This window comes from Roseateles sp. GW821-FHT02E12 (assembly GCF_059421665.1).
The window spans coordinates 200398-217232 of record NZ_JBWKVK010000002.1; the positions used below are offsets into that span (position 1 = coordinate 200398).

Genomic DNA, 16835 nt, shown 5'->3' on the forward strand with positions numbered 1-16835 from the left:
AGGCAATTTGCCTACACGAGGTCGCGGAGATCCCGCTGCCGTGCTGCCGTCATCGCCCGCTGCCGGCCAGAAGCCATCCGGCCGACGATGGCGGCCATGAACATATTCATCGTCGAAGACTCTGCCTCCATCCGCCGCCTGCTGGTGCGCCGCCTGGATGCGATGCCCGGCATGCGTGTCGTCGGCGAGGCCGCCGGCGAGCGCCAGGCCCTGGCGCTGATCCAATGGACCAAGCCGGATGTCGTGCTGCTGGACCTGTCGCTGGCCAACGGCTCGGGCCTGGGCCTCGTCGCCCAGCTGCGCCGCGCGGGCTTCGCCGGCCGCATCGCCGTGCTGACGGCCCAGGATGTGGACGCCTACCGCCGCGCCTGCCTGGACGCTGGTGCCGATGCCTTCTACGACAAGGCCAGTGGCCTGGAGACGCTGTTCGACGACCTCGTCGAGTTCGCGGCCACCCGCCCGGCGACGCTGGACGACAAGCCCGCCGTGCAACTGCGCGACGGCTTGACGGGCCTCTTCAACGAAGCGGCGTTGCACGAGCGCCTGGACCAGGTCTCGCGCTGCGCGACGCGTGACGGCGTCGACCTGGCCGTCTACGTGCTGCGCCTGGCCGGCCTGACCGATCTGCCCGCCGACATCGCGAACGCGCTGGCCCGCCAGGTGGCGCTGCGGCTGAAAGAGGCCAGCGCCGAGTCGGACATCGTCGCTCGCAGTTCGGCGGACCAGTTCGCCGTCGTGCAGACGCGACTGGACCAGGCCGAGCAGGCGGCCGCCCATGCCCGCAGCCTGGTCACGCTGATGAGCGAGCCCTTTCACGTGGCGGGCCGCGACTACACCCTGGGCATCGAGCTCGGCATGGCGCTTTTCCCTGCCGACGCGGTTTCGCCACGCGGGCTGCTGACGCTGGCCCAGGCGACGGCCTTCGGCGCGCTTTGAGCCACCTGCGTGCGTCTCGCCGTGGGACGATGATCCTCATGAAAATCGGCAACAGCTTGCGTCGGTTCGCGGCCTGCTTGATCGGCGCCATCGGCATGCTGGCGCAGCCGACCCAGGCCCAACCCGTGCCGGTCAAGGTCTGCCTGCCGGACATCGACGCGCCGCCCTACTTCTATCGGGACGCCCAGAAGCCGGGCGTGTTCGACCGGCTGTTGGTGGATGCCGGGCGCCAGGCCGGCCTGGCCGTGTCGGTGCTGCGCCTGCCCAGCGCGCGCTGCCGCCTGGCATTGGCCAGCGGTGAGGCCGACGCGATGCCGCTGCCGGCCATTCCCGCCTATCTGGAGCAGTTGGAATTCCCGCTTGGCGCCCAGGGCCAGCTCGACAGTGCGGCCCGCATCGGCCGCATCCAGTTCCTGCTGTTGCGCCGGCGCGGCGAGACCACCGACTGGGACGGCCAGCGCCTGAGCCCGCCCGGCATCGTCGTCGGCGTGCGGCGCGGCGTGACGACGCTGGCCGAAAAACTGCAGGGCCTGGGCGTCGTGCTGGACGATAAGGCCTCGGCCAACGAGCAGCTGCTGAACAAGCTGCTCGCCAAGCGCATCGATCTGGCCGCGATGAGCCGCGAGGAATTCCTGGCCGTGGCGGCCACCCAGCCCACCATCGAGGCGCTGCCCCTGCCGTTGATCAGCACCGATCTCTACCTGGCCGTCGGCCGCCGCCTGCCCGAGGGCACGCGCGAGCGCGTGCCGGCGTGGCGCGAGCAGGTCGTGAAGTTGCGCGACACGCCGGCCTACCGACCCGAGGAACTCAGGGCGCGCGGGCCTTGACGACGGCGTAGCGGGCCAGCGTGCGTTCGCGTGCCACGGCGTGGTCGACGACGGGGCGCGGGTAGGAGCTGCCCTGCATCTCCAGCGGCGCGCGCTCCCACGGCGCGTGGATGGCCTTGGGCGACAGCTCGGCCAGCTCCGGGCAGTAGCGGCGGATGAAGCGCCCCTCGGCGTCGAACTTCTCGCTCTGGCTGGTCGGGTTGAAGATGCGGAAATAGGGCTGGGCATCACAGCCGCTGCTGCTGGCCCACTGCCAGCCGCCGTTGTTGGCCGCGAGGTCGAAGTCCAGCAGCAGCTGGGCAAAGTAGGCCTCGCCACCGCGCCAGTCGAGCCCCAAGTCCTTGGTCAGGAAGCTGGCCACCACCATGCGCAGGCGGTTGTGCATATAGCCGGTCTGGTTGAGCTGGCGCATCGCGGCGTCCACCAGCGGGTAGCCGGTGCGGCCCTCACACCAGGCGGCAAACAGCGCGTCGGCTTCCCCGCCGGTCTCCCAGCGGATGGCGTCGTACTCGGGCTTGTAGGCCGACGTCATGGCGTGAGGGTGGTGGTGCATGACCTGGTGATAGAAATCGCGCCAGATCAGCTCCGACAGCCAGATCTCGGCGCCATGGTCGCCGCCCTGCATCAGCTGGTGGGCGATGCGCGCCAGGCGCCGGATCGACACCGTGCCGAAGCGCAGATGCACGCTCAGATAGCTCGGCCCCTTGACGGCCGGGAAGTCGCGCTTCTTGTCGTACTCGTCGATGCGGTCCAGGAAATCGTCCAGCAGCGCCTCGGCGCCGCGGCTGCCCTGGCCGACGTGCGCGGTCAGCCCGGCGGGCTTGAAGCCGATGTCTTCCAGCGTGGGAACACCGGTGGCCCGTTGGCTTTTTGCGAGTGCCTGGGCATGGCGCTCCACGGGGTAGCTGCTCAGGTAGAACTCGTCCACCTTGCGCAGCCAGGCGTTCTTGTAGGGCGTGAACACGCCGTACGGCCCGCCGGCGGCCGTCATCACCTCGCGGCGCTCGAAGATGACGTGGTCCTTGAAGGTGCGCAGCTCGGCGTTGAAGGGCTTCAGCAGGTCGGCCACCTGTGCGTCGCGCATCAGCGCCTGCGGTTCGTCGTCGTGGTTGATGAAGACGGCCTGCACGCCGAGCTCTGCGGCCAGGCGCGGGATCTCGTCCGCGGCAAAGCCGTGCCGCACGATGAGCACGCCGCCGAGCTTGCGCAAGTCCTCGTCCAGCACCGTCAGCGCACCCAGGATGAACTCGACGCGCCGGTCCGCGCGAGGCAACGGGTCCAGGATGTCGCGGTCCAGGACGAAGACGCAAAAGACCTCGTCCGCGCTCTTCAATGCCTGATAGAGAGCGGCCTGGTCATCAACACGCAAATCGCGGCGGAACCAGACCAAGGCGCGGTCAATGTGGGTGGTCATGGGGCACAGAATAAAATGCTTCCATGCCCGCCGACCGGATCGTCCTGACCAACCAGTTCCTCATCGCCATGCCCGGCATGGCCGACGAGGCCTTCGCAGGCACGGTGGTCTACCTCTGCGAGCACAACGACAACGGCGCCCTGGGCCTCGTCATCAACAAACCCATCTCGCTGACGCTGGGCAATCTGTTCGAGAAAGTCGAGCTGAGCCCCCCCGCCGACCCGCTGGCCGACACGCCGGTTTTCTACGGTGGCCCGGTGCAGACCGACCGCGGTTTCGTGCTGCACGAGCCGCTGGACGAGGAGGGTGGCCACTACAACGCGACGCTGGCCGTGCCCGGCGGCCTGGAGATGACCACCAGCCGCGACGTGCTGGAGGCCCTGTCCAACGGCGCCGGCCCCCGGAAGATCCTCGTCACGCTCGGCTACAGCGGCTGGGCCGCGGGTCAGCTCGAAGAAGAGATTGGCCGCAACGGCTGGCTGACGGTGGATGCGACGCCCGAGATCATCTTCGACACGCCGGTGGAGCAGCGCTACGAGCGCGCGCTGGCGCTGCTGGGCGTGGATCCGCGCATGCTCAGCTCGGACGCGGGCCACGCGTGATGGCAGCCGTGATGGCGCCTTCCTCGCTTCAGTCTTTTCTTGCTTTTGATTTCGGCACCCGCCGCATTGGCGTGGCCTCTGGCACGCGCCTGCTGGGCGCCGCCGAGCCGCGTGCGACGGTCAAGAGCGGCGACTTCGACGCGATCGCCGCCCTCATCAAGACCTGGCAGCCCGACGCCCTCGTCATCGGCGTGCCGCGCTACCCCGACGGTGCGCCGCACGAGATGACGGCGAAGGCACAAAATTTCGGCCGACGGCTTTCCGGGCGCTACCACCTGCCGGTCTTCGAGGTGGACGAGCGCTACACCAGCGTCGAAGCTGAAGCCGAAGGCGCGCACGATGTAGATGCCGCCGCCGCCGCACTGATCCTGGAACAGTTTTTTCGAGAACACCCATGAGCGACCTCAAGTTGGATGCCGAGGCCCTGTACCTCGAGCTCAAGCGTGGCGTGCAGCGACTGCTGACCGCCGACACCGCCCTCGTTGGCATCTGGAGCGGCGGCGCCTGGCTGGCCGAGCGGCTGGCCGTTGACCTGGGCCTGGCCGACGCCGGCACCATTTCCAGCGTGCTGCACCGCGACGACTTCGGCTCCCGCGGCCTCGCCAAGGCCGACCACACCTCGCTGCCCTTCGACGTCAACGGCCGCGACATCCTGCTGATCGACGACGTGCTCTACACCGGCCGCACGACGCGGGCCGTGCTCAACGAGCTGTTCGACTTCGGCCGCCCGGCGAGCGTGCAGCTCGCCGTGCTGGTGGACCGCGGCGGGCGGCAGTTGCCCATCGAGCCGGCGTTCTCCGCCGCCCGCGTGACGCTGTGCCCGGACCAGAGCTTGCGCCTCGCTCGTGGCGACGACCGACGATTCACGTTCGAGGTGAAGTGATGCTCAGCAAACGAAACCCTCAACTCAACAAGCACGGCGAGCTCATCCACCTGCTGTCCGTCGAAGGCCTGCCGCGCGCAGTCATCGAGCAGATCCTGGACACGGCCGGCAGCTTCCTGTCCGTCAACGACCGCGAGGTCAAGAAGGTGCCGCTGCTGCGCGGCAAGTCGGTGTTCAACCTGTTCTTCGAGAACAGCACCCGCACCCGCACCACTTTCGAGATCGCCGCCAAGCGCCTGAGCGCCGACGTCATCAACCTCGACATCGCCCGCAGCTCCACGGCCAAGGGCGAGACGCTGCTGGACACGGTGGCCAACCTCAGCGCCATGCACGCCGACATGTTCGTCGTGCGCCACAGCGAGAGCGGCGCGCCCCACCTGATCGCCCAGCACTGCGCGCCTCACGTGCACGTGGTGAACGCCGGCGACGGCCGCCACGCGCACCCGACGCAAGGCCTGCTCGACATGTACACGATCCGGCACTTCAAGCAGGACTTCCGCAACCTGACGGTGGCCATCGTCGGCGACATCGTCCACTCGCGCGTGGCCCGGTCCGACATCCACGCGCTGAACATCCTGGGCGTGCCCGAGATCCGCGCCGTCGGACCCAAGACGCTGGTGCCGGGCGACCTGCGCGACATGGGCGTGCGCGTCTGCCACGACATGGCCGAGGGCGTGAAGGACGCCGACGTCGTCATCATGCTGCGCCTGCAGAACGAGCGCATGAACGGCGGCATGCTGCCCAGCAGCGGCGAGTTCTTCAAGCACTTCGGCCTGACGCCGGAGAAGCTGGCCCTGGCCAAGCCCGACGCCATCGTCATGCACCCGGGGCCCATCAACCGCGGTGTGGAAATCGCGTCCGAGGTGGCCGACGGCAAGAGCAGCGTCATCCTTCCTCAAGTGACATTCGGCATCGCTGTCCGAATGGCTGTCATGGCCATCCTCGCAGGGAACGAAGCATGAAGATCCTCATCAAGAACGGCCGCCTCATCGACCCCGCCTCGGGCCTGGACCGTGTTGGCGACCTGGCCGTGGCCAACGGCCGCATCGTGAAGCTGGGCGAGGCTGGCGAATTCACCGCAGACCGCACGATCGACGCGGCAGGCCTCGTCGTCGCGCCCGGCCTCGTCGACCTCTGCGCGCGCCTGCGCGAACCCGGCCACGAGCACGAGGGCCTGCTGGAGAGCGAGCTGGCCGCTGCCGCGGCCGGCGGCGTGACCAGCCTGGTCTGCCCGCCCGACACCGACCCCGTGCTCGACGAGCCCGGCCTCGTTGAGATGCTGAAGTTCCGCGCCCGCAAGCTCAGCCGCTGCCGCCTTTTCCCGCTGGGCGCGCTGACCCGCAACCTCGAAGGCAAGGCCCTGACCGAGATGGCCGAGCTGACCGAGGCCGGCTGTATCGGCTTTGCCCAGGCCGAGGAGCCCATCCGCGACACCCTGGTGCTGCACCGTGCGCTGCAGTACGCGGCCACCTATGGCTACACGGTCTGGCTGCGCCCGCTGGACGCCTGGCTGGGCGGCGGCGTGGCTGCCAGCGGCGCGGTCGCCACGCGGCTGGGCCTGTCCGGCGTGCCGGTCAGCGCCGAGACGGTGGCCCTGCACACCATCTTCGAGCTGGTGCGCGCCACCGGCGCCCGCGTCCACCTCTGCCGCATCTCCAGCGCCGCCGGCGTCGAGCTGGTGCGCGCGGCCAAGCGCGAAGGGCTGCCGGTCACGGCCGACGTCTCCATCAATTCGCTGCATCTCAGCGATGTCGACATCGGCTACTTCGACTCCGCCATGCGCCTGACGCCGCCGCTGCGCCAGGGTCGTGACCGCGACGCGCTGCGCGCCGGTCTGGCCGATGGCACGCTGGACGCACTGGTGTCCGACCACATGCCCGTCACCGTCGACGAGAAGGCCGTGCCCTTCGCCGAGGCCACGCCGGGCGCGACGGGGCTTGAGCTGCTGCTCAGCCTGGCCATGCGCTGGGCGACCGATTCCGGCCTGCCGCTGCAGCGCGCGCTGGCTGTCGTGACCGCCGAGCCGGTGCGTGTGCTGGGCAGCGCTTTAGGCTCGCTGTCCGCCAGCGCCGGCCGCCTCGTTGAAGGTGGCGTGGCGGATGTCTGCGTCTTCGATGCCGGCGCGAGCTGGGCCGTCACGCCCGAGATGCTGGCCAGCCAGGGCAAGCACACGCCCTTCGAGTTCTCACGCAGTGGTTTCGAGTTGCCGGCGCGGGTGCGCTGCACGCTGGTGGCCGGGCACATCGCCTACGAGGCCGAATGACAGCCATCTGGCGCCTGCTGCGTCTCGTGCCGCATGTGCTGCACGGCCTGTGGATCGTCAGGCGCCGCTTCGAATTGTTGACGGCGACGGAGCGGCATCAGCTCATCCAGTGGTGGTCGGTCAAGACGCTGCGCATCCTCGGCATCGAGCTGAAGACCGAGGGCATGGCCTTGGCCGACGGTCATCTGCTGGTGGCCAACCATGTCTCGTGGCTGGACATCGCGGCCGTGCACGCGGTGCTGCCGCAGGCGCGCTTCGTCTCCAAAGCCGACGTGAAGCACTGGCCGCTGGTGGGCGCCCTCGTCGAAGGCGCCGGCACGCTGTTCATCGAACGCACCAGCAAGCGCGACGCGCTGCGCGTGGTGCACCAGGCCGCGGCTGCGTTGCAGGCGGGCGACTGCGTGGCCGTCTTCCCCGAGGGCACGACCGGCGCTGGCCCGCAACTGCTGCCCTTCCATGCCAACCTGCTGCAGGCGGCCGTCTCCACCGGTGCGCCGGTGCTGCCCGTCGTGCTGCGCTGGCACGAGCCGGGCGAGCGCTACAGCTCGTCGGCCCGCTTCATCGGCGACATGACGCTGGTGCAGAGCCTGTGGTGTATCGCGTCGGCACGTGGCCTCGGCATTGCCGTGCAAATCCTGCCGAGCGTGATGGCCGAAGGACAGGACCGCCGCGCGCTGGGCGAGACGCTGCGCGGCGTGATCAGCGCGCGGCTCTGATCCAGGCCAACCCGGCCGAGGTGTCGCCCCGGGGGCGGTACTCCAGGCCGACGGCGCCGGGCCAGCCGCGCTCTTCCAGCAGGGTCAGTTCCGCCGCGAACTCATCGGCCTCGGGCTCGCGCCTCCCCGCGACGCCGGCCACTTGTACATGGCCCAGTCGGCCGAGATCAAGCGCTCGTGCCAGATGCGTCAATGACTCGCCTTCGTCTTCCGCCACGCGGCAGTGGTACAGGTCGAGTTGCAGCTGCACGCGCGGCGAGTTCAAGGCCGCCAGCAGTTCCAGTGCCTGGGCCTGGCGGTGCAGGAAATAGCCCGGCATGTCGCGGCGGTTGATGGGTTCGACGACAAGCGGCAGCGTCGACTGCCCGGCCGCCCAACCGAGATTGGCCAGCCAGGTGGCGCGGGCGTCGGCGGTGTCATCGGCGAGGCCCGACAGCAGGTGCACGCGAGTCGCGCCCAGGCGCTCGGCCAGGTCCAGACCGCGCAGCGTCGCATCGCGGAAGTCCGCCTCGCGGCCGGGCAGGGCCGCAAAGCCGCGCTCGCCCGCGGCCCAGTCGCCGGCCGGCGCGTTGATGAGGACGACGCGCAGACCGGCCAGCGAGGCCCTCAGCGCCGTGGCGTCGTGCAGATGCGGCTGCTGCAGCTCCACGGCGGCAAAGCCGTCGGCGCGGGCGGCTGCGGCGCGGTCGAGGTAGGTGTGCTCGGTGTAAAGCCAGTCGAGATTGGCGGCGAAGCGCCGGGGAATCACTGGAGTCACTTGGACTCGGCCACCAGCGCCGGGTTCAGCCGCGGGTCGTTGTACATCTTGAACTGGCGGTAGACCTTGAAGTAGGCCCGGCCGGCGCGGGCGTCGGCCAGCAGTTCGTCGTAGCAGCTGCCGAGGTCGGCGCGCTGCTGGGTCAGGCGCTCCAGCCGCTCGGTGCAGGCCTGGCGATGCGCGTCGTCGACGTCCTGGCGCAGCGTCTGCTCGCGCATCGCGGCGATCTTCAGGCCGAGGATGGAGATGCGGTCCAGCATGGAGCCGGCTGTCTCGCTGTTGAGCCGCGCGCCGGGCGCGACGGTGGAGCGGGGCAGGGCGGTGCCGATGGTGGCCGGGTCGACGAGGCCCAGCGCCGACAGCAGGAACTCGTCGATGCGTTCGATGGCGTCGTTGCGAGCCTGGTTGTGGCGGTCGATGGCGCGTTTGTTGGCGACGATCTCGGCGTCGGGCGCCTGGGTACGGCGGGCCAGGTCTTCCTGGGCCCACAGGCTGCGATTGTGGAAGTGGTTGGCGGCGATGCAGCCCGGCAGGTCGGTCGCGTCGGCCGCCACGGGCGCGGACGCGAGAGCCTGGTCGTGAGCGGCGATGACTTCGGCAGATGAGGGCATTGAGGTCATGAAAGGGGGTGGAGAATCCCGCGCCACTTGGAAGATCTGCCGATGATAGAAGCGCAACCGCTGACAAGACCGTTGATCGTGCGCCTGCGCAACTTCGTGGGCGACACCGTGCTGAGCATTCCCGCACTTCGGTTGCTGGAAAGCCACGGCTATCGGCTGGAGCTGGTCGGCAAGGGCTGGGCGCGCGGGCTGCTGGAGGCCGAGGGTTGGCCGGTGCACGTGCGGCCCGCCGGCCTGCATGACCGCATCGGGCAGTTGCGTGTGCTGAGGCGCCAACTGGCCGCGCAGGACCCGGGCTTCAACCGGCGCTCCAACACGCTGTTGTTCCCCTACGCTTTCTCCGCCGCCCTGGACGCGCGCTTTGCGGGCCTCAAGCCCGAAGGCCACGCGGGCGATGGCCGCACCTGGCTGCTGCGGCGCGGCCACCCGCGCCGCGAGGGGCGGCACACGCTGGTGGAGTACTGGGAGCTGGCCTGCGATTTCCTGGGCATCCAGGCCGAGCCGCCGACGGACATCGGCATGCAGGTGAGCGAGGCCCAGCGCGAGCAGGCACGGGCGCTGCTGGCCGCGCATGGCGTGGAGCCGGAGCGCTGCGTGCTGATCTGCCCGTTCGCGAACGGGCGCGTGGAGTTCCTGGACCGCAGCTGGCCGGCTTTCCCGGACTTCGTGCGGCGGGTGCACGCGGCGGGCCGCCCGGTCGTCATCGTGCCGGGGCCGGCCGAGGTGGAGGGTGCGAAAGACCTCTACCCGGACGCGATACGCCTGGACGGCGTGGGCTTGGGTGTCTACAACGCGCTGCTGCAGCTGGCGGGTGTCGTCGTCGCCAACGACACCGGCCCGGCCCACATGGCCGCGGGCGTGGGCGCGCGGCTGTTGAGCATCTGGGGGCCGGTGGACCCAGCCCGGTGGGCGCCCTGGGGCTCGACGGTGACGCTGATGCGACGCCAACCCGGCTGGGTCGGCGTCGACGAGGTCATCTCAGCGGTCGATCAGGCCTTGCCCTGATTCGCTACCGCCGCCGCGGCTTTGGCTGCAGCTTCGGCGTCGCCCAGGTAGTAGCTCTTGATCGGCTTCAGGTCGGCGTCCAGCTCATAGACCAGCGGGATGCCGTTGGGGATGTTGACGCCGACGATGGCGTCGTCGGCGATGCCGTCGAGGTACTTCACCAGCGCGCGGATGCTGTTGCCGTGCGCGGCGATCAGCACGCGCTCACCGCCCTTGATGGCGGGCGCCACGGTCTCGTTCCAGAACGGCAGCACGCGGGCGACCGTGTCCTTCAGGCACTCGGTCAGCGGGATGTCGCTCTCGTCCAGGCCACGGTAGCGGCGGTCGCCGCGTTCGCTGCGGGGGTCGGTCGCTTCCAGCGCGGGCGGCGGCGTGTCGTAGCTGCGGCGCCAGACCAGCACCTGCTCGTCGCCGTACTGCTTGGCCGTCTCGGCCTTGTTCAGCCCTTGCAGGCCGCCGTAGTGGCGCTCGTTCAGGCGCCAGGCGTGGCGCACCGGCAGCCAGGTGCGGTCCATCTGGTCCAGGCAGTGCCACAGCGTCCAGACGGCGCGCTTCAAGACCGAGGTGTAGGCGATGTCGAAGTCGTAACCCGCTTCCTTCAGCAGCCGGCCCGCCGTCTTGGCCTGCTCGACGCCGGTGGGCGTGAGGTCCACGTCGGTCCAGCCGGTGAAGCGGTTTTCCAGGTTCCAGGTCGATTCGCCGTGGCGGATGAGGACGAGCTTGTACATGGGGCAGGGCGCACAGGTGGTGGAAGGCGGCGGATTATCGGACCCAGCGATAATCACCGGCTTCGTTGAATTACACGGGATGGTTGCTTGGACTTCTTTCTTCAGCCTTTGAATCTAGGCCTGATCGTCGCCGCGCTGGTGTCGGGCGCTTTGCTGCTCTGGCCCATGCTGGTGTCGGGCTCCCAAGGTGGCGGCGTCGGCCCCGCCGAGGCGGTGCAACTGATCAACCGCGAGAAGGGCGTGCTGATCGATGTCAGCGAGCCCGAGGAATTCGCCAAGGGCCATGCCGTTGGCGCGCGCAACATCCCCTTCGGCCAGATCGAGGGCCACAAGTCCTTGCCGTCCAACAAGGCCCTGCCGCTGGTGTTGGTGTGCCCGACGGGCGCACGCGCCGGCCGCGCCGCGGGCATGCTGCGCAAGCTGGGCTACGAGAAGGCCCAGGTGCTGGCGGGCGGCCTCAAGGCTTGGCGGGAGGCCAACTTGCCGGTCGAAAAAACTGCGTAAGCAGTTTTTCGCCAGACTGGCTTGGTTTTGTTTGCTTCTGGCAAAAAGACTGCGTAAGGAGATCGGCAATGGCTGCCGTCAAGATGTACACGACCCTGGTCTGCCCGTTCTGCGTGCGCGCCAAGATGCTGCTCAAGCAGCGCGGCGTTGACCAGATCGACGAGGTCCGCGTCGACCTCAATCCCGTCGAGCGCCAGGAAATGATGGCCAAGACGGGCCGCCGCACGGTGCCGCAGATCTTCATCGGCGACACCCATGTCGGGGGGTGTGACGACCTCATCGCCCTCGACCAGAAGGGCGGATTGCTGCCCTTGCTCCAGGCCGCGTGATTTCAAGCCCGGGCAAGCCCCGGGCGGTTTGTCACGGGGCCTCGCCCATAATCCAGTTACCGCCCGCAGCACGCCGCCTGCGGGCTTTTGTTTGACGTTCCGTTCGAAAGAATCCCATGGCCGACGAGATCCAAGCCCAACAAAGCCCCGAGGGCGTCCCCGTGTTCCAGATTCAGCGCATGTACCTGAAGGATCTGTCGCTGGAGCAGCCCAATGCGCCGCACATCCTGCTGGAACAGCAGCAACCCCAGGTCGACATCAACCTGACGCTGTCGGCCGAGAACGTCACCGACGGCATCTTCGAAGTCTGCGTGACGGCCACCGTCAACACCAAGGTCGGCGACAAGACGCTGTTCCTGGTCGAGGCCAAGCAGGCCGGCATCTTCGAGATCCGCAACGTGCCGCAAGATCAGGTCGAGGGCATCCTCGGCATCGTCTGCCCGCAGATGGTCTACCCGTATCTGCGCGCCATCGTGTCGGATGTCTGCACCCGCGCCGGCTTCCCGCCCGTGCTGCTGACCGAAGTGAACTTCCAGGCCATGTTCGAAGCCCAGCAGGCCCAGCGCGCCGCGCAAGGCGGCCAGGCCGTCAACTGAGTCCGGCTTCTGCCAAGACGACGCCCCGCCCCGAGCGGGGCGTTTTACTTGGTGGACACTTCCACGCATGACGACGATGAAGATCAGCGTTCTGGGCGCCGGTGCCTGGGGCACAGCCCTGGCCATCCAGGCGGCCGACGCCGGCCACGAGGTCTGCCTGTGGGGCCGCGACGCGGCGGCCATCGAGCAGATGCGTGCAAGCCGCCGCAACGCAGACTATCTGCCGGACAGCCCGCTGCCTCCCGCGCTCGGCCTGAGTGCCAACCGCGGTGAAGCCATCGCCCACGCGGCCGATGGCCTGACCATCATCGCGACGCCGATGTCCGGCCTGCGCGAGACGCTGGCTGCCCTGCCTTCGAGCCAGCGCGTGCTGTGGCTGTGCAAGGGCTTCGAGGCCGGCACCGGGCGGCTGGGCCACGAGATCGCGCGTGAGCTGCAACCGGCCATGCGGGTCGGGGTGCTGTCCGGCCCGAGCTTTGCGCAGGAGGTTGCCGCCGGCCGGCCGACAGCCCTGGTGGCGGCCAGCGAGAACGCCGACCTCGCCCAAGCCGCGGTCGATGCCTTTCACGGCGAGCGGCTGCGCGTCTACACGTCGAGCGATCCCGTCGGCGTGGAGGTCGGCGGCGCGGTCAAGAACGTCATGGCCATCGCCGTGGGCGTCTGCGATGGGCTGTCCGGCTCGGCGCCCGATGCGCCGGGGTTGAATGCGCGCGCCGCGCTGATCACGCGCGGGCTGGCCGAGATGCTGCGCCTGGGTGTGGCGCTGGGCGCCAAGGTCGAGACCTTCATGGGTCTGTCAGGCCTGGGCGACCTGGTGCTCACGGCGACCGGCGACCTGTCGCGCAACCGGCGTGTCGGGCTGATGCTGGCCGAGGGCCTCGCGCTGCCGGAGATCCTGGCGCGGCTGGGCCATGTTGCCGAGGGTGTCTACAGCGCCCCAACGGTGCTGGCGCGGGCGCGTGAAGTCGGCGTCGAGATGCCCATCACCGAAGGCATGGTGGCCCTGCTGGAAGGCCGGCTGCGCGTGGGCGAAGCCGTCGAGCGCCTGATGGGCCGCGAAGCCCGTCCTGAATAGGCTCAGCCGCCGCCGGCGTACCCGTTCTGCCGCCAGGCCTCGAACACGGCCACGGCCACGCTGTTGCTCAGGTTGAGGCTGCGCTGGCCTTCGAGCATCGGCAACCGAACTCGCTGTTCGAGCGCAAAGCCATCGCGCAGCGCGGGCGGCAGGCCGGCCGTCTCGCTGCCGAAGACGAAGTAGTCGCCCGGTTGCCAGGCCACCTCGCCGAAGGGCCGGCTGCCGCGCGTGGTGAAGGCGAACATCCGTGCGGGGTCAGGCGACTCGGCCGCAAGGAAGGCCGCCCAGTCGGCATGGCGCTGCACGCGGGCGTACTCGTGATAGTCCAGGCCGGCGCGCTGCAGCAGCCGGTCTTCCATCGAGAAACCCAGGGGCTCGATCAGGTGGAGGCTGCAGCCGGTGTTGGCCGCGAGCCGGATCACATTGCCGGTGTTGGGCGGAATCTCCGGCTGGACGAGGACGATATGGAACATGGGCGGAAGTATCCCGCTCCGTCCAGCTACTCCTCGCCGGGGTCGGGCGTGCGCGCGATGACCCAGGCCTGCACGCTCATGACGCCGGCCTGCAGCAGCACGTCGGCGAGTTCGAACAGCGTCGCGCCGCTGGTCATCACGTCGTCCAGCAGGGCGACGCTGGTGCCTCGCAACTCCCCCGCGCGCAGCGGGTCGACGGCGAAGACGCCGCGTACGTTGGCCGCGCGTGCCTCCAGTTTCAGGCCGGCCTGGCGCTCGTTGTGGCGCACGCGCAGCAGCAGCTCGGGCTCGCAGCGCAGGCCGCGCCGCCTCGCCAGCGCCTTGGCGAGTTCGTGCGACTGGTTGTAGCCGCGCTCGCGCAGCCGCTCGACCGACATCGGTACCGGCAGCAGCCAGTCGGGCGCGTCTACCTCGGCCGCGCTGAGCGCCGTGTTCAGTCTCTCCAGCAGGCTCTCGCGCAGGTCCAGTGCCTGGTGGTACTTGAAATGCTGCAGCAGCCCGTCCCAGGGGAAGCGGTAGTCCAGCGCGGCGACGGTGCGGTCCAGCGGCGGCGGCTCGCGCAGGCAGTGCCCACACTGCGGCCGCGGCCTGCCTGCGAGTTCGAGCGGCAGCCGGGCCGCGCAGGTCCAGCAGCGCGGCTGGGGGCGGGCATACAGGGCGAGGCAGCTCTCGCAGATGGTCTGGTGGCTCCAGGCGCGGCAGACGGCGCACTGGCCGGCGCAGCGCAGCAGAACCTTCTCGATCGATGCGGGCTTGGGGTCCGACAGGGAACGCTCGGGCATCGGCTCAATATACTGACCAGCCCATGAGTGAGCCGGTCTCGACCCCTACTTCAAACAAGGGGCCGCGGCCCCAGGATCTCGATGCGGCCGCGCTGCGCCATCAGGCCCGGCGCCTGGCGAAAGCCGAGCAGCCGCCCTGGCTGCATGCCGAGGTGGCGCGCCGTATGGCCGAGCGCCTCAGCTACATCAAGCTGCAGCCGGCCCGTGTGCTCGATGCCTCGCCCGCACTGGGCGCGAGCGCGGAACTGCTGCGCCTGGCCTACCCGAACGCTGAAGTGCTGTGGCATGAGGCCGATGCCGAGCTGGCCGCGCGTGCTGCACAGGCGCGGGCGCTGAACTGGTGGCGCAAGCTGCGCGGCGCATCGATGGGCCAGGTCAACGCGCTGCCGGTGCGCCCCGAGGTGGACCTGCTGTGGTCCAACATGGCCCTGCACGCCTGCGCCGACCTGCCCGCGCTGCTTGGCGCATGGCAGGCCAGCATCGCGGTCGACGGCTTCATCATGTTCTCCTGCCTGGGGCCGGACAGCTTCATTGAGCTGCGCCCGCTCTATGCCCGCAACGGTTGGGGCCGACCGGCGCCGGACTGGTGGGACATGCACGACATCGGCGACCTGGCGCTGAAAGCCGGCTTCGCCGACCCCGTCATGGACCAGGAACGACTGCGCCTGACCTGGGCCAGCCCCGAGAGCCTGCTGGCCGATCTGCGCGCGCTGGGTGGCAATCTCGCGCCGGCGCGCTTTCCGGGGCTGCGCGGTCGCGGCTGGCAGCGGCGGCTTCTGGCTGAGCTCGATACCCTGCGCGACACCGAGGGCCGACTGGCGCTGACGATGGAGCTGGTCTTCGGCCACGCCTTCAAGGCCGCGCCGCGGTTGACGATGGCGGCGGAGACCCATGTGTCCATCGACGCCATGCGTGCTTCACTGCGCAAGGGGCGCGAAATGGGATGAAGGGAGTGATTCCCCGGGGCTGGCGCGGATCGGTGCGCGATGCGCGTGGGCTAAAATCTTGCGCCGCATAGAGGGCCTGGGGCAAAACCCGGCCCAATCCACGGAACTTGCGTCTCAAATCCGGCCGTTGGGCCTGATTGCAAGCCCCGCTCTTCAAAGAACCAAGTGACAACCATGACGATGATGAACGCACGAGTGCATAGCGCCTCACGCGCTTTGGCCATGTGGGCCACGGCGGCGGCGGCCCTGGCAGCGGGCCCGGCCCTCGCGGTGAACGACCTCAAGGGCGGCCCGGGCGTCAATCAGCTCAATCTGCACGAACCGGTCACGCGCATCGCGCACGACCAGATGTGGCTGCACAACTTCGTGATGATCGTCTGCGTCGTCATCTTCGTCGCCGTGTTCGGCGTCATGTTCTATTCGATCTTCAAGCACCGCAAGTCCAAGGGCGCGGTGTCGGCCAACTTCCACGAGAGCGTGGCCGTCGAGATCGCCTGGACCATCGTGCCCTTCCTCATCGTCATCGGCATGGCCTTGCCGGCCACCAAGGTGGTCGTCGCGATGAAGGACACCACCAACGCCGACGTGACCATCAAGGCCACCGGCTACCAGTGGAAGTGGGGCTACGACTACCTGAAGGGCGAAGGCGAGGGCATCGGCTTCCTGGCCACGCTGGACGCGGCGCAGCGCGAGTCCTCGAACTCCGGCAAGCCCGAACCGGTGGACAACTACCTGCTGAAGGTCGACAACCCGCTGGTGGTGCCGGTGGACAAGAAGATCCGCATCATCACCACGGCCAACGACGTCATCCACGCCTGGATGGTGCCGGCCTTCGGCGTCAAGCAGGATGCCATCCCCGGCTTCGTGCGCGACACCTGGTTCAAGGCCGAGAAGATCGGTGACTACTACGGCCAGTGCGCCGAGCTGTGCGGCAAGGAACACGCCTACATGCCCATCCACGTGAAGGTCGTGTCCGCCGAGGACTACACCAAGTGGGTGGATGGCAAGAAGAAGGAAATCGCCGCCAAGGCCGACGACCCGAGCAAGGTCTGGGAGCAGGCTGCACTGATCGCCCGCGGCGAGAAGGTCTATGGCGCCAACTGCGCGGTCTGCCACAAGGCCGACGGCAGTGGTGCCGGCCCGATCAAGGCGCTGGACAAGTCGCCCGTCGTGCTGGCTGAAGACAAGCTGCAGCAAGTCCAGGTCGTGCTGAACGGCCGCATGGACAAGGGCATGCCCGCCTGGAAGCAGCTCAGCGACACCGATATCGCCGCCGTGATCACGTACACGAAGAACAGCTGGTCCAACAAGACGGGCCAGACGGTGCAGCCGGCCGAAGTGGTCGCTGCCCGCAAGTAATTCCGAACGCCGAATCAGA

The 16835-nt window shown here is 69.0% G+C and carries 21 protein-coding genes; 15 read left to right on the plus strand and 6 right to left on the minus strand.

Annotated features, from left to right (window positions below; all coding sequences use genetic code 11):
* The first annotated feature begins 96 nt into the window (after positions 1 to 96).
* Positions 97 to 936, plus strand: coding sequence for a response regulator (locus AC07V5_RS11635; protein WP_495115837.1), 840 nt, complete (start codon positions 97 to 99; stop codon positions 934 to 936).
* Between the two features lie 38 nt (positions 937 to 974).
* The gene (locus tag AC07V5_RS11640; RefSeq protein WP_495115838.1) at positions 975 to 1763 is read left to right on the plus strand and encodes a hypothetical protein; all 789 of its coding nucleotides are present in this window, start codon (positions 975 to 977) and stop codon (positions 1761 to 1763) included.
* Here the strand turns inward: AC07V5_RS11640 and AC07V5_RS11645 are convergent.
* A complete protein-coding gene (locus tag AC07V5_RS11645; protein WP_495115839.1) occupies positions 1744 to 3177 on the minus strand; it encodes a cryptochrome/photolyase family protein in 1434 nt (477 codons plus the stop codon). The genes AC07V5_RS11640 and AC07V5_RS11645 overlap by 20 nt on opposite strands.
* 23 nt (positions 3178 to 3200) lie before the next feature.
* Between AC07V5_RS11645 and AC07V5_RS11650 the strand changes: the two genes are divergently transcribed.
* From AC07V5_RS11650 to AC07V5_RS11675, 6 genes are read left to right on the plus strand one after another with little or no spacing between them, the layout of a single operon-like run.
* Positions 3201 to 3779: a YqgE/AlgH family protein gene (locus tag AC07V5_RS11650; RefSeq protein ID WP_495115840.1), complete on the plus strand. Its 579-nt coding sequence runs from the start codon at positions 3201 to 3203 to the stop codon at positions 3777 to 3779.
* Positions 3779 to 4177 (plus strand): Holliday junction resolvase RuvX, encoded by a 399-nt coding sequence (gene ruvX / locus AC07V5_RS11655; protein WP_495115841.1) that lies wholly within the window; start codon positions 3779 to 3781, stop codon positions 4175 to 4177. Before AC07V5_RS11650 ends, ruvX begins: the two co-directional genes overlap by 1 nt.
* Positions 4174 to 4662 carry a bifunctional pyr operon transcriptional regulator/uracil phosphoribosyltransferase PyrR gene (pyrR, locus tag AC07V5_RS11660; RefSeq protein WP_495115842.1) on the plus strand — a complete coding sequence of 163 codons (489 nt, stop codon included), beginning with the start codon at positions 4174 to 4176 and terminating at the stop codon, positions 4660 to 4662. The genes ruvX and pyrR overlap by 4 nt, the downstream gene beginning before the upstream one ends.
* Complete coding sequence (locus AC07V5_RS11665; protein ID WP_495115843.1) at positions 4662 to 5624, plus strand: aspartate carbamoyltransferase catalytic subunit; 963 nt, start codon at positions 4662 to 4664, stop codon at positions 5622 to 5624. The genes pyrR and AC07V5_RS11665 overlap by 1 nt, the downstream gene beginning before the upstream one ends.
* Positions 5621 to 6925 (plus strand): dihydroorotase, encoded by a 1305-nt coding sequence (locus AC07V5_RS11670; RefSeq protein ID WP_495115844.1) that lies wholly within the window; start codon positions 5621 to 5623, stop codon positions 6923 to 6925. Before AC07V5_RS11665 ends, AC07V5_RS11670 begins: the two co-directional genes overlap by 4 nt.
* Positions 6922 to 7641, plus strand: coding sequence for a lysophospholipid acyltransferase family protein (locus AC07V5_RS11675; RefSeq protein ID WP_495115845.1), 720 nt, complete (start codon positions 6922 to 6924; stop codon positions 7639 to 7641). The genes AC07V5_RS11670 and AC07V5_RS11675 overlap by 4 nt, the downstream gene beginning before the upstream one ends.
* On the opposite strand, the gene AC07V5_RS11680 is transcribed toward AC07V5_RS11675, so the two are convergent.
* On the minus strand, positions 7625 to 8398 hold the full coding sequence (locus tag AC07V5_RS11680) for a hydroxypyruvate isomerase family protein (protein ID WP_495115846.1): 774 nt from the start codon (positions 8396 to 8398) through the stop codon (positions 7625 to 7627). The genes AC07V5_RS11675 and AC07V5_RS11680 overlap by 17 nt on opposite strands.
* Positions 8395 to 9009 carry a DUF4254 domain-containing protein gene (locus AC07V5_RS11685; protein WP_495115847.1) on the minus strand — a complete coding sequence of 205 codons (615 nt, stop codon included), beginning with the start codon at positions 9007 to 9009 and terminating at the stop codon, positions 8395 to 8397. Before AC07V5_RS11685 ends, AC07V5_RS11680 begins: the two co-directional genes overlap by 4 nt.
* 51 nt (positions 9010 to 9060) lie before the next feature.
* Here AC07V5_RS11685 and AC07V5_RS11690 point away from each other — a divergent pair, with 51 nt between their 5' ends.
* The gene (locus AC07V5_RS11690; RefSeq protein ID WP_495115848.1) at positions 9061 to 10023 is read left to right on the plus strand and encodes a glycosyltransferase family 9 protein; all 963 of its coding nucleotides are present in this window, start codon (positions 9061 to 9063) and stop codon (positions 10021 to 10023) included.
* Here the strand turns inward: AC07V5_RS11690 and gpmA are convergent.
* Positions 10008 to 10751: a 2,3-diphosphoglycerate-dependent phosphoglycerate mutase gene (gene gpmA / locus AC07V5_RS11695; protein WP_495115849.1), complete on the minus strand. Its 744-nt coding sequence runs from the start codon at positions 10749 to 10751 to the stop codon at positions 10008 to 10010. The genes AC07V5_RS11690 and gpmA overlap by 16 nt on opposite strands.
* A 165-nt stretch (positions 10752 to 10916) precedes the next feature.
* On the opposite strand from gpmA, the gene AC07V5_RS11700 reads away from it, so the two are divergent.
* The 4 genes from AC07V5_RS11700 to AC07V5_RS11715 all read left to right on the plus strand — a co-directional run bounded on the left by AC07V5_RS11700 (position 10917) and on the right by AC07V5_RS11715 (position 13255).
* Positions 10917 to 11255 (plus strand): rhodanese-like domain-containing protein, encoded by a 339-nt coding sequence (locus tag AC07V5_RS11700; RefSeq protein ID WP_495117056.1) that lies wholly within the window; start codon positions 10917 to 10919, stop codon positions 11253 to 11255.
* Between the two features lie 68 nt (positions 11256 to 11323).
* Complete coding sequence (gene grxC / locus AC07V5_RS11705; RefSeq protein WP_495115850.1) at positions 11324 to 11584, plus strand: glutaredoxin 3; 261 nt, start codon at positions 11324 to 11326, stop codon at positions 11582 to 11584.
* Between the two features lie 116 nt (positions 11585 to 11700).
* Positions 11701 to 12180 carry a protein-export chaperone SecB gene (secB, locus tag AC07V5_RS11710; RefSeq protein WP_495115851.1) on the plus strand — a complete coding sequence of 160 codons (480 nt, stop codon included), beginning with the start codon at positions 11701 to 11703 and terminating at the stop codon, positions 12178 to 12180.
* 76 nt (positions 12181 to 12256) lie between these two features.
* On the plus strand, positions 12257 to 13255 hold the full coding sequence (locus AC07V5_RS11715) for an NAD(P)H-dependent glycerol-3-phosphate dehydrogenase (RefSeq protein WP_495115852.1): 999 nt from the start codon (positions 12257 to 12259) through the stop codon (positions 13253 to 13255).
* 2 nt (positions 13256 to 13257) lie between these two features.
* Here AC07V5_RS11715 and trmL read toward each other — a convergent pair whose 3' ends face one another.
* Together trmL and AC07V5_RS11725 are read right to left on the minus strand one after the other, a co-directional pair.
* Positions 13258 to 13728 carry a tRNA (uridine(34)/cytosine(34)/5-carboxymethylaminomethyluridine(34)-2'-O)-methyltransferase TrmL gene (gene trmL / locus AC07V5_RS11720; RefSeq protein WP_495115853.1) on the minus strand — a complete coding sequence of 157 codons (471 nt, stop codon included), beginning with the start codon at positions 13726 to 13728 and terminating at the stop codon, positions 13258 to 13260.
* A gap of 26 nt (positions 13729 to 13754) precedes the next feature.
* Complete coding sequence (locus AC07V5_RS11725) at positions 13755 to 14510, minus strand: ComF family protein (protein ID WP_495115854.1); 756 nt, start codon at positions 14508 to 14510, stop codon at positions 13755 to 13757.
* 23 nt (positions 14511 to 14533) lie between these two features.
* Here AC07V5_RS11725 and AC07V5_RS11730 point away from each other — a divergent pair, with 23 nt between their 5' ends.
* Together AC07V5_RS11730 and coxB are read left to right on the plus strand one after the other, a co-directional pair.
* Positions 14534 to 15457, plus strand: a complete 924-nt coding sequence (locus AC07V5_RS11730) for a class I SAM-dependent methyltransferase (RefSeq protein WP_495115855.1) — start codon at positions 14534 to 14536, stop codon at positions 15455 to 15457.
* Between the two features lie 174 nt (positions 15458 to 15631).
* Positions 15632 to 16816, plus strand: a complete 1185-nt coding sequence (gene coxB, locus AC07V5_RS11735; RefSeq protein WP_495115856.1) for a cytochrome c oxidase subunit II — start codon at positions 15632 to 15634, stop codon at positions 16814 to 16816.
* Positions 16817 to 16835: the final 19 nt, after the last annotated feature.

Coding starts and splice junctions, on each gene's coding strand:
- AC07V5_RS11635 (WP_495115837.1), top strand. CDS start 97: ATGAACATATTCATCGTCGAAGACTCTGCCTCCATCCGCCGCCTGCTG.
- AC07V5_RS11640 (WP_495115838.1), top strand. CDS start 975: ATGAAAATCGGCAACAGCTTGCGTCGGTTCGCGGCCTGCTTGATCGGC.
- AC07V5_RS11645 (WP_495115839.1), bottom strand. CDS start 3,177: ATGACCACCCACATTGACCGCGCCTTGGTCTGGTTCCGCCGCGATTTG.
- AC07V5_RS11650 (WP_495115840.1), top strand. CDS start 3,201: ATGCCCGCCGACCGGATCGTCCTGACCAACCAGTTCCTCATCGCCATG.
- ruvX (WP_495115841.1), top strand. CDS start 3,779: ATGGCAGCCGTGATGGCGCCTTCCTCGCTTCAGTCTTTTCTTGCTTTT.
- pyrR (WP_495115842.1), top strand. CDS start 4,174: ATGAGCGACCTCAAGTTGGATGCCGAGGCCCTGTACCTCGAGCTCAAG.
- AC07V5_RS11665 (WP_495115843.1), top strand. CDS start 4,662: ATGCTCAGCAAACGAAACCCTCAACTCAACAAGCACGGCGAGCTCATC.
- AC07V5_RS11670 (WP_495115844.1), top strand. CDS start 5,621: ATGAAGATCCTCATCAAGAACGGCCGCCTCATCGACCCCGCCTCGGGC.
- AC07V5_RS11675 (WP_495115845.1), top strand. CDS start 6,922: ATGACAGCCATCTGGCGCCTGCTGCGTCTCGTGCCGCATGTGCTGCAC.
- AC07V5_RS11685 (WP_495115847.1), bottom strand. CDS start 9,009: ATGCCCTCATCTGCCGAAGTCATCGCCGCTCACGACCAGGCTCTCGCG.
- AC07V5_RS11690 (WP_495115848.1), top strand. CDS start 9,061: ATGATAGAAGCGCAACCGCTGACAAGACCGTTGATCGTGCGCCTGCGC.
- gpmA (WP_495115849.1), bottom strand. CDS start 10,751: ATGTACAAGCTCGTCCTCATCCGCCACGGCGAATCGACCTGGAACCTG.
- AC07V5_RS11700 (WP_495117056.1), top strand. CDS start 10,917: ATGCTGGTGTCGGGCTCCCAAGGTGGCGGCGTCGGCCCCGCCGAGGCG.
- grxC (WP_495115850.1), top strand. CDS start 11,324: ATGGCTGCCGTCAAGATGTACACGACCCTGGTCTGCCCGTTCTGCGTG.
- secB (WP_495115851.1), top strand. CDS start 11,701: ATGGCCGACGAGATCCAAGCCCAACAAAGCCCCGAGGGCGTCCCCGTG.
- AC07V5_RS11715 (WP_495115852.1), top strand. CDS start 12,257: ATGAAGATCAGCGTTCTGGGCGCCGGTGCCTGGGGCACAGCCCTGGCC.
- trmL (WP_495115853.1), bottom strand. CDS start 13,728: ATGTTCCATATCGTCCTCGTCCAGCCGGAGATTCCGCCCAACACCGGC.
- AC07V5_RS11725 (WP_495115854.1), bottom strand. CDS start 14,510: ATGCCCGAGCGTTCCCTGTCGGACCCCAAGCCCGCATCGATCGAGAAG.
- AC07V5_RS11730 (WP_495115855.1), top strand. CDS start 14,534: ATGAGTGAGCCGGTCTCGACCCCTACTTCAAACAAGGGGCCGCGGCCC.
- coxB (WP_495115856.1), top strand. CDS start 15,632: ATGACGATGATGAACGCACGAGTGCATAGCGCCTCACGCGCTTTGGCC.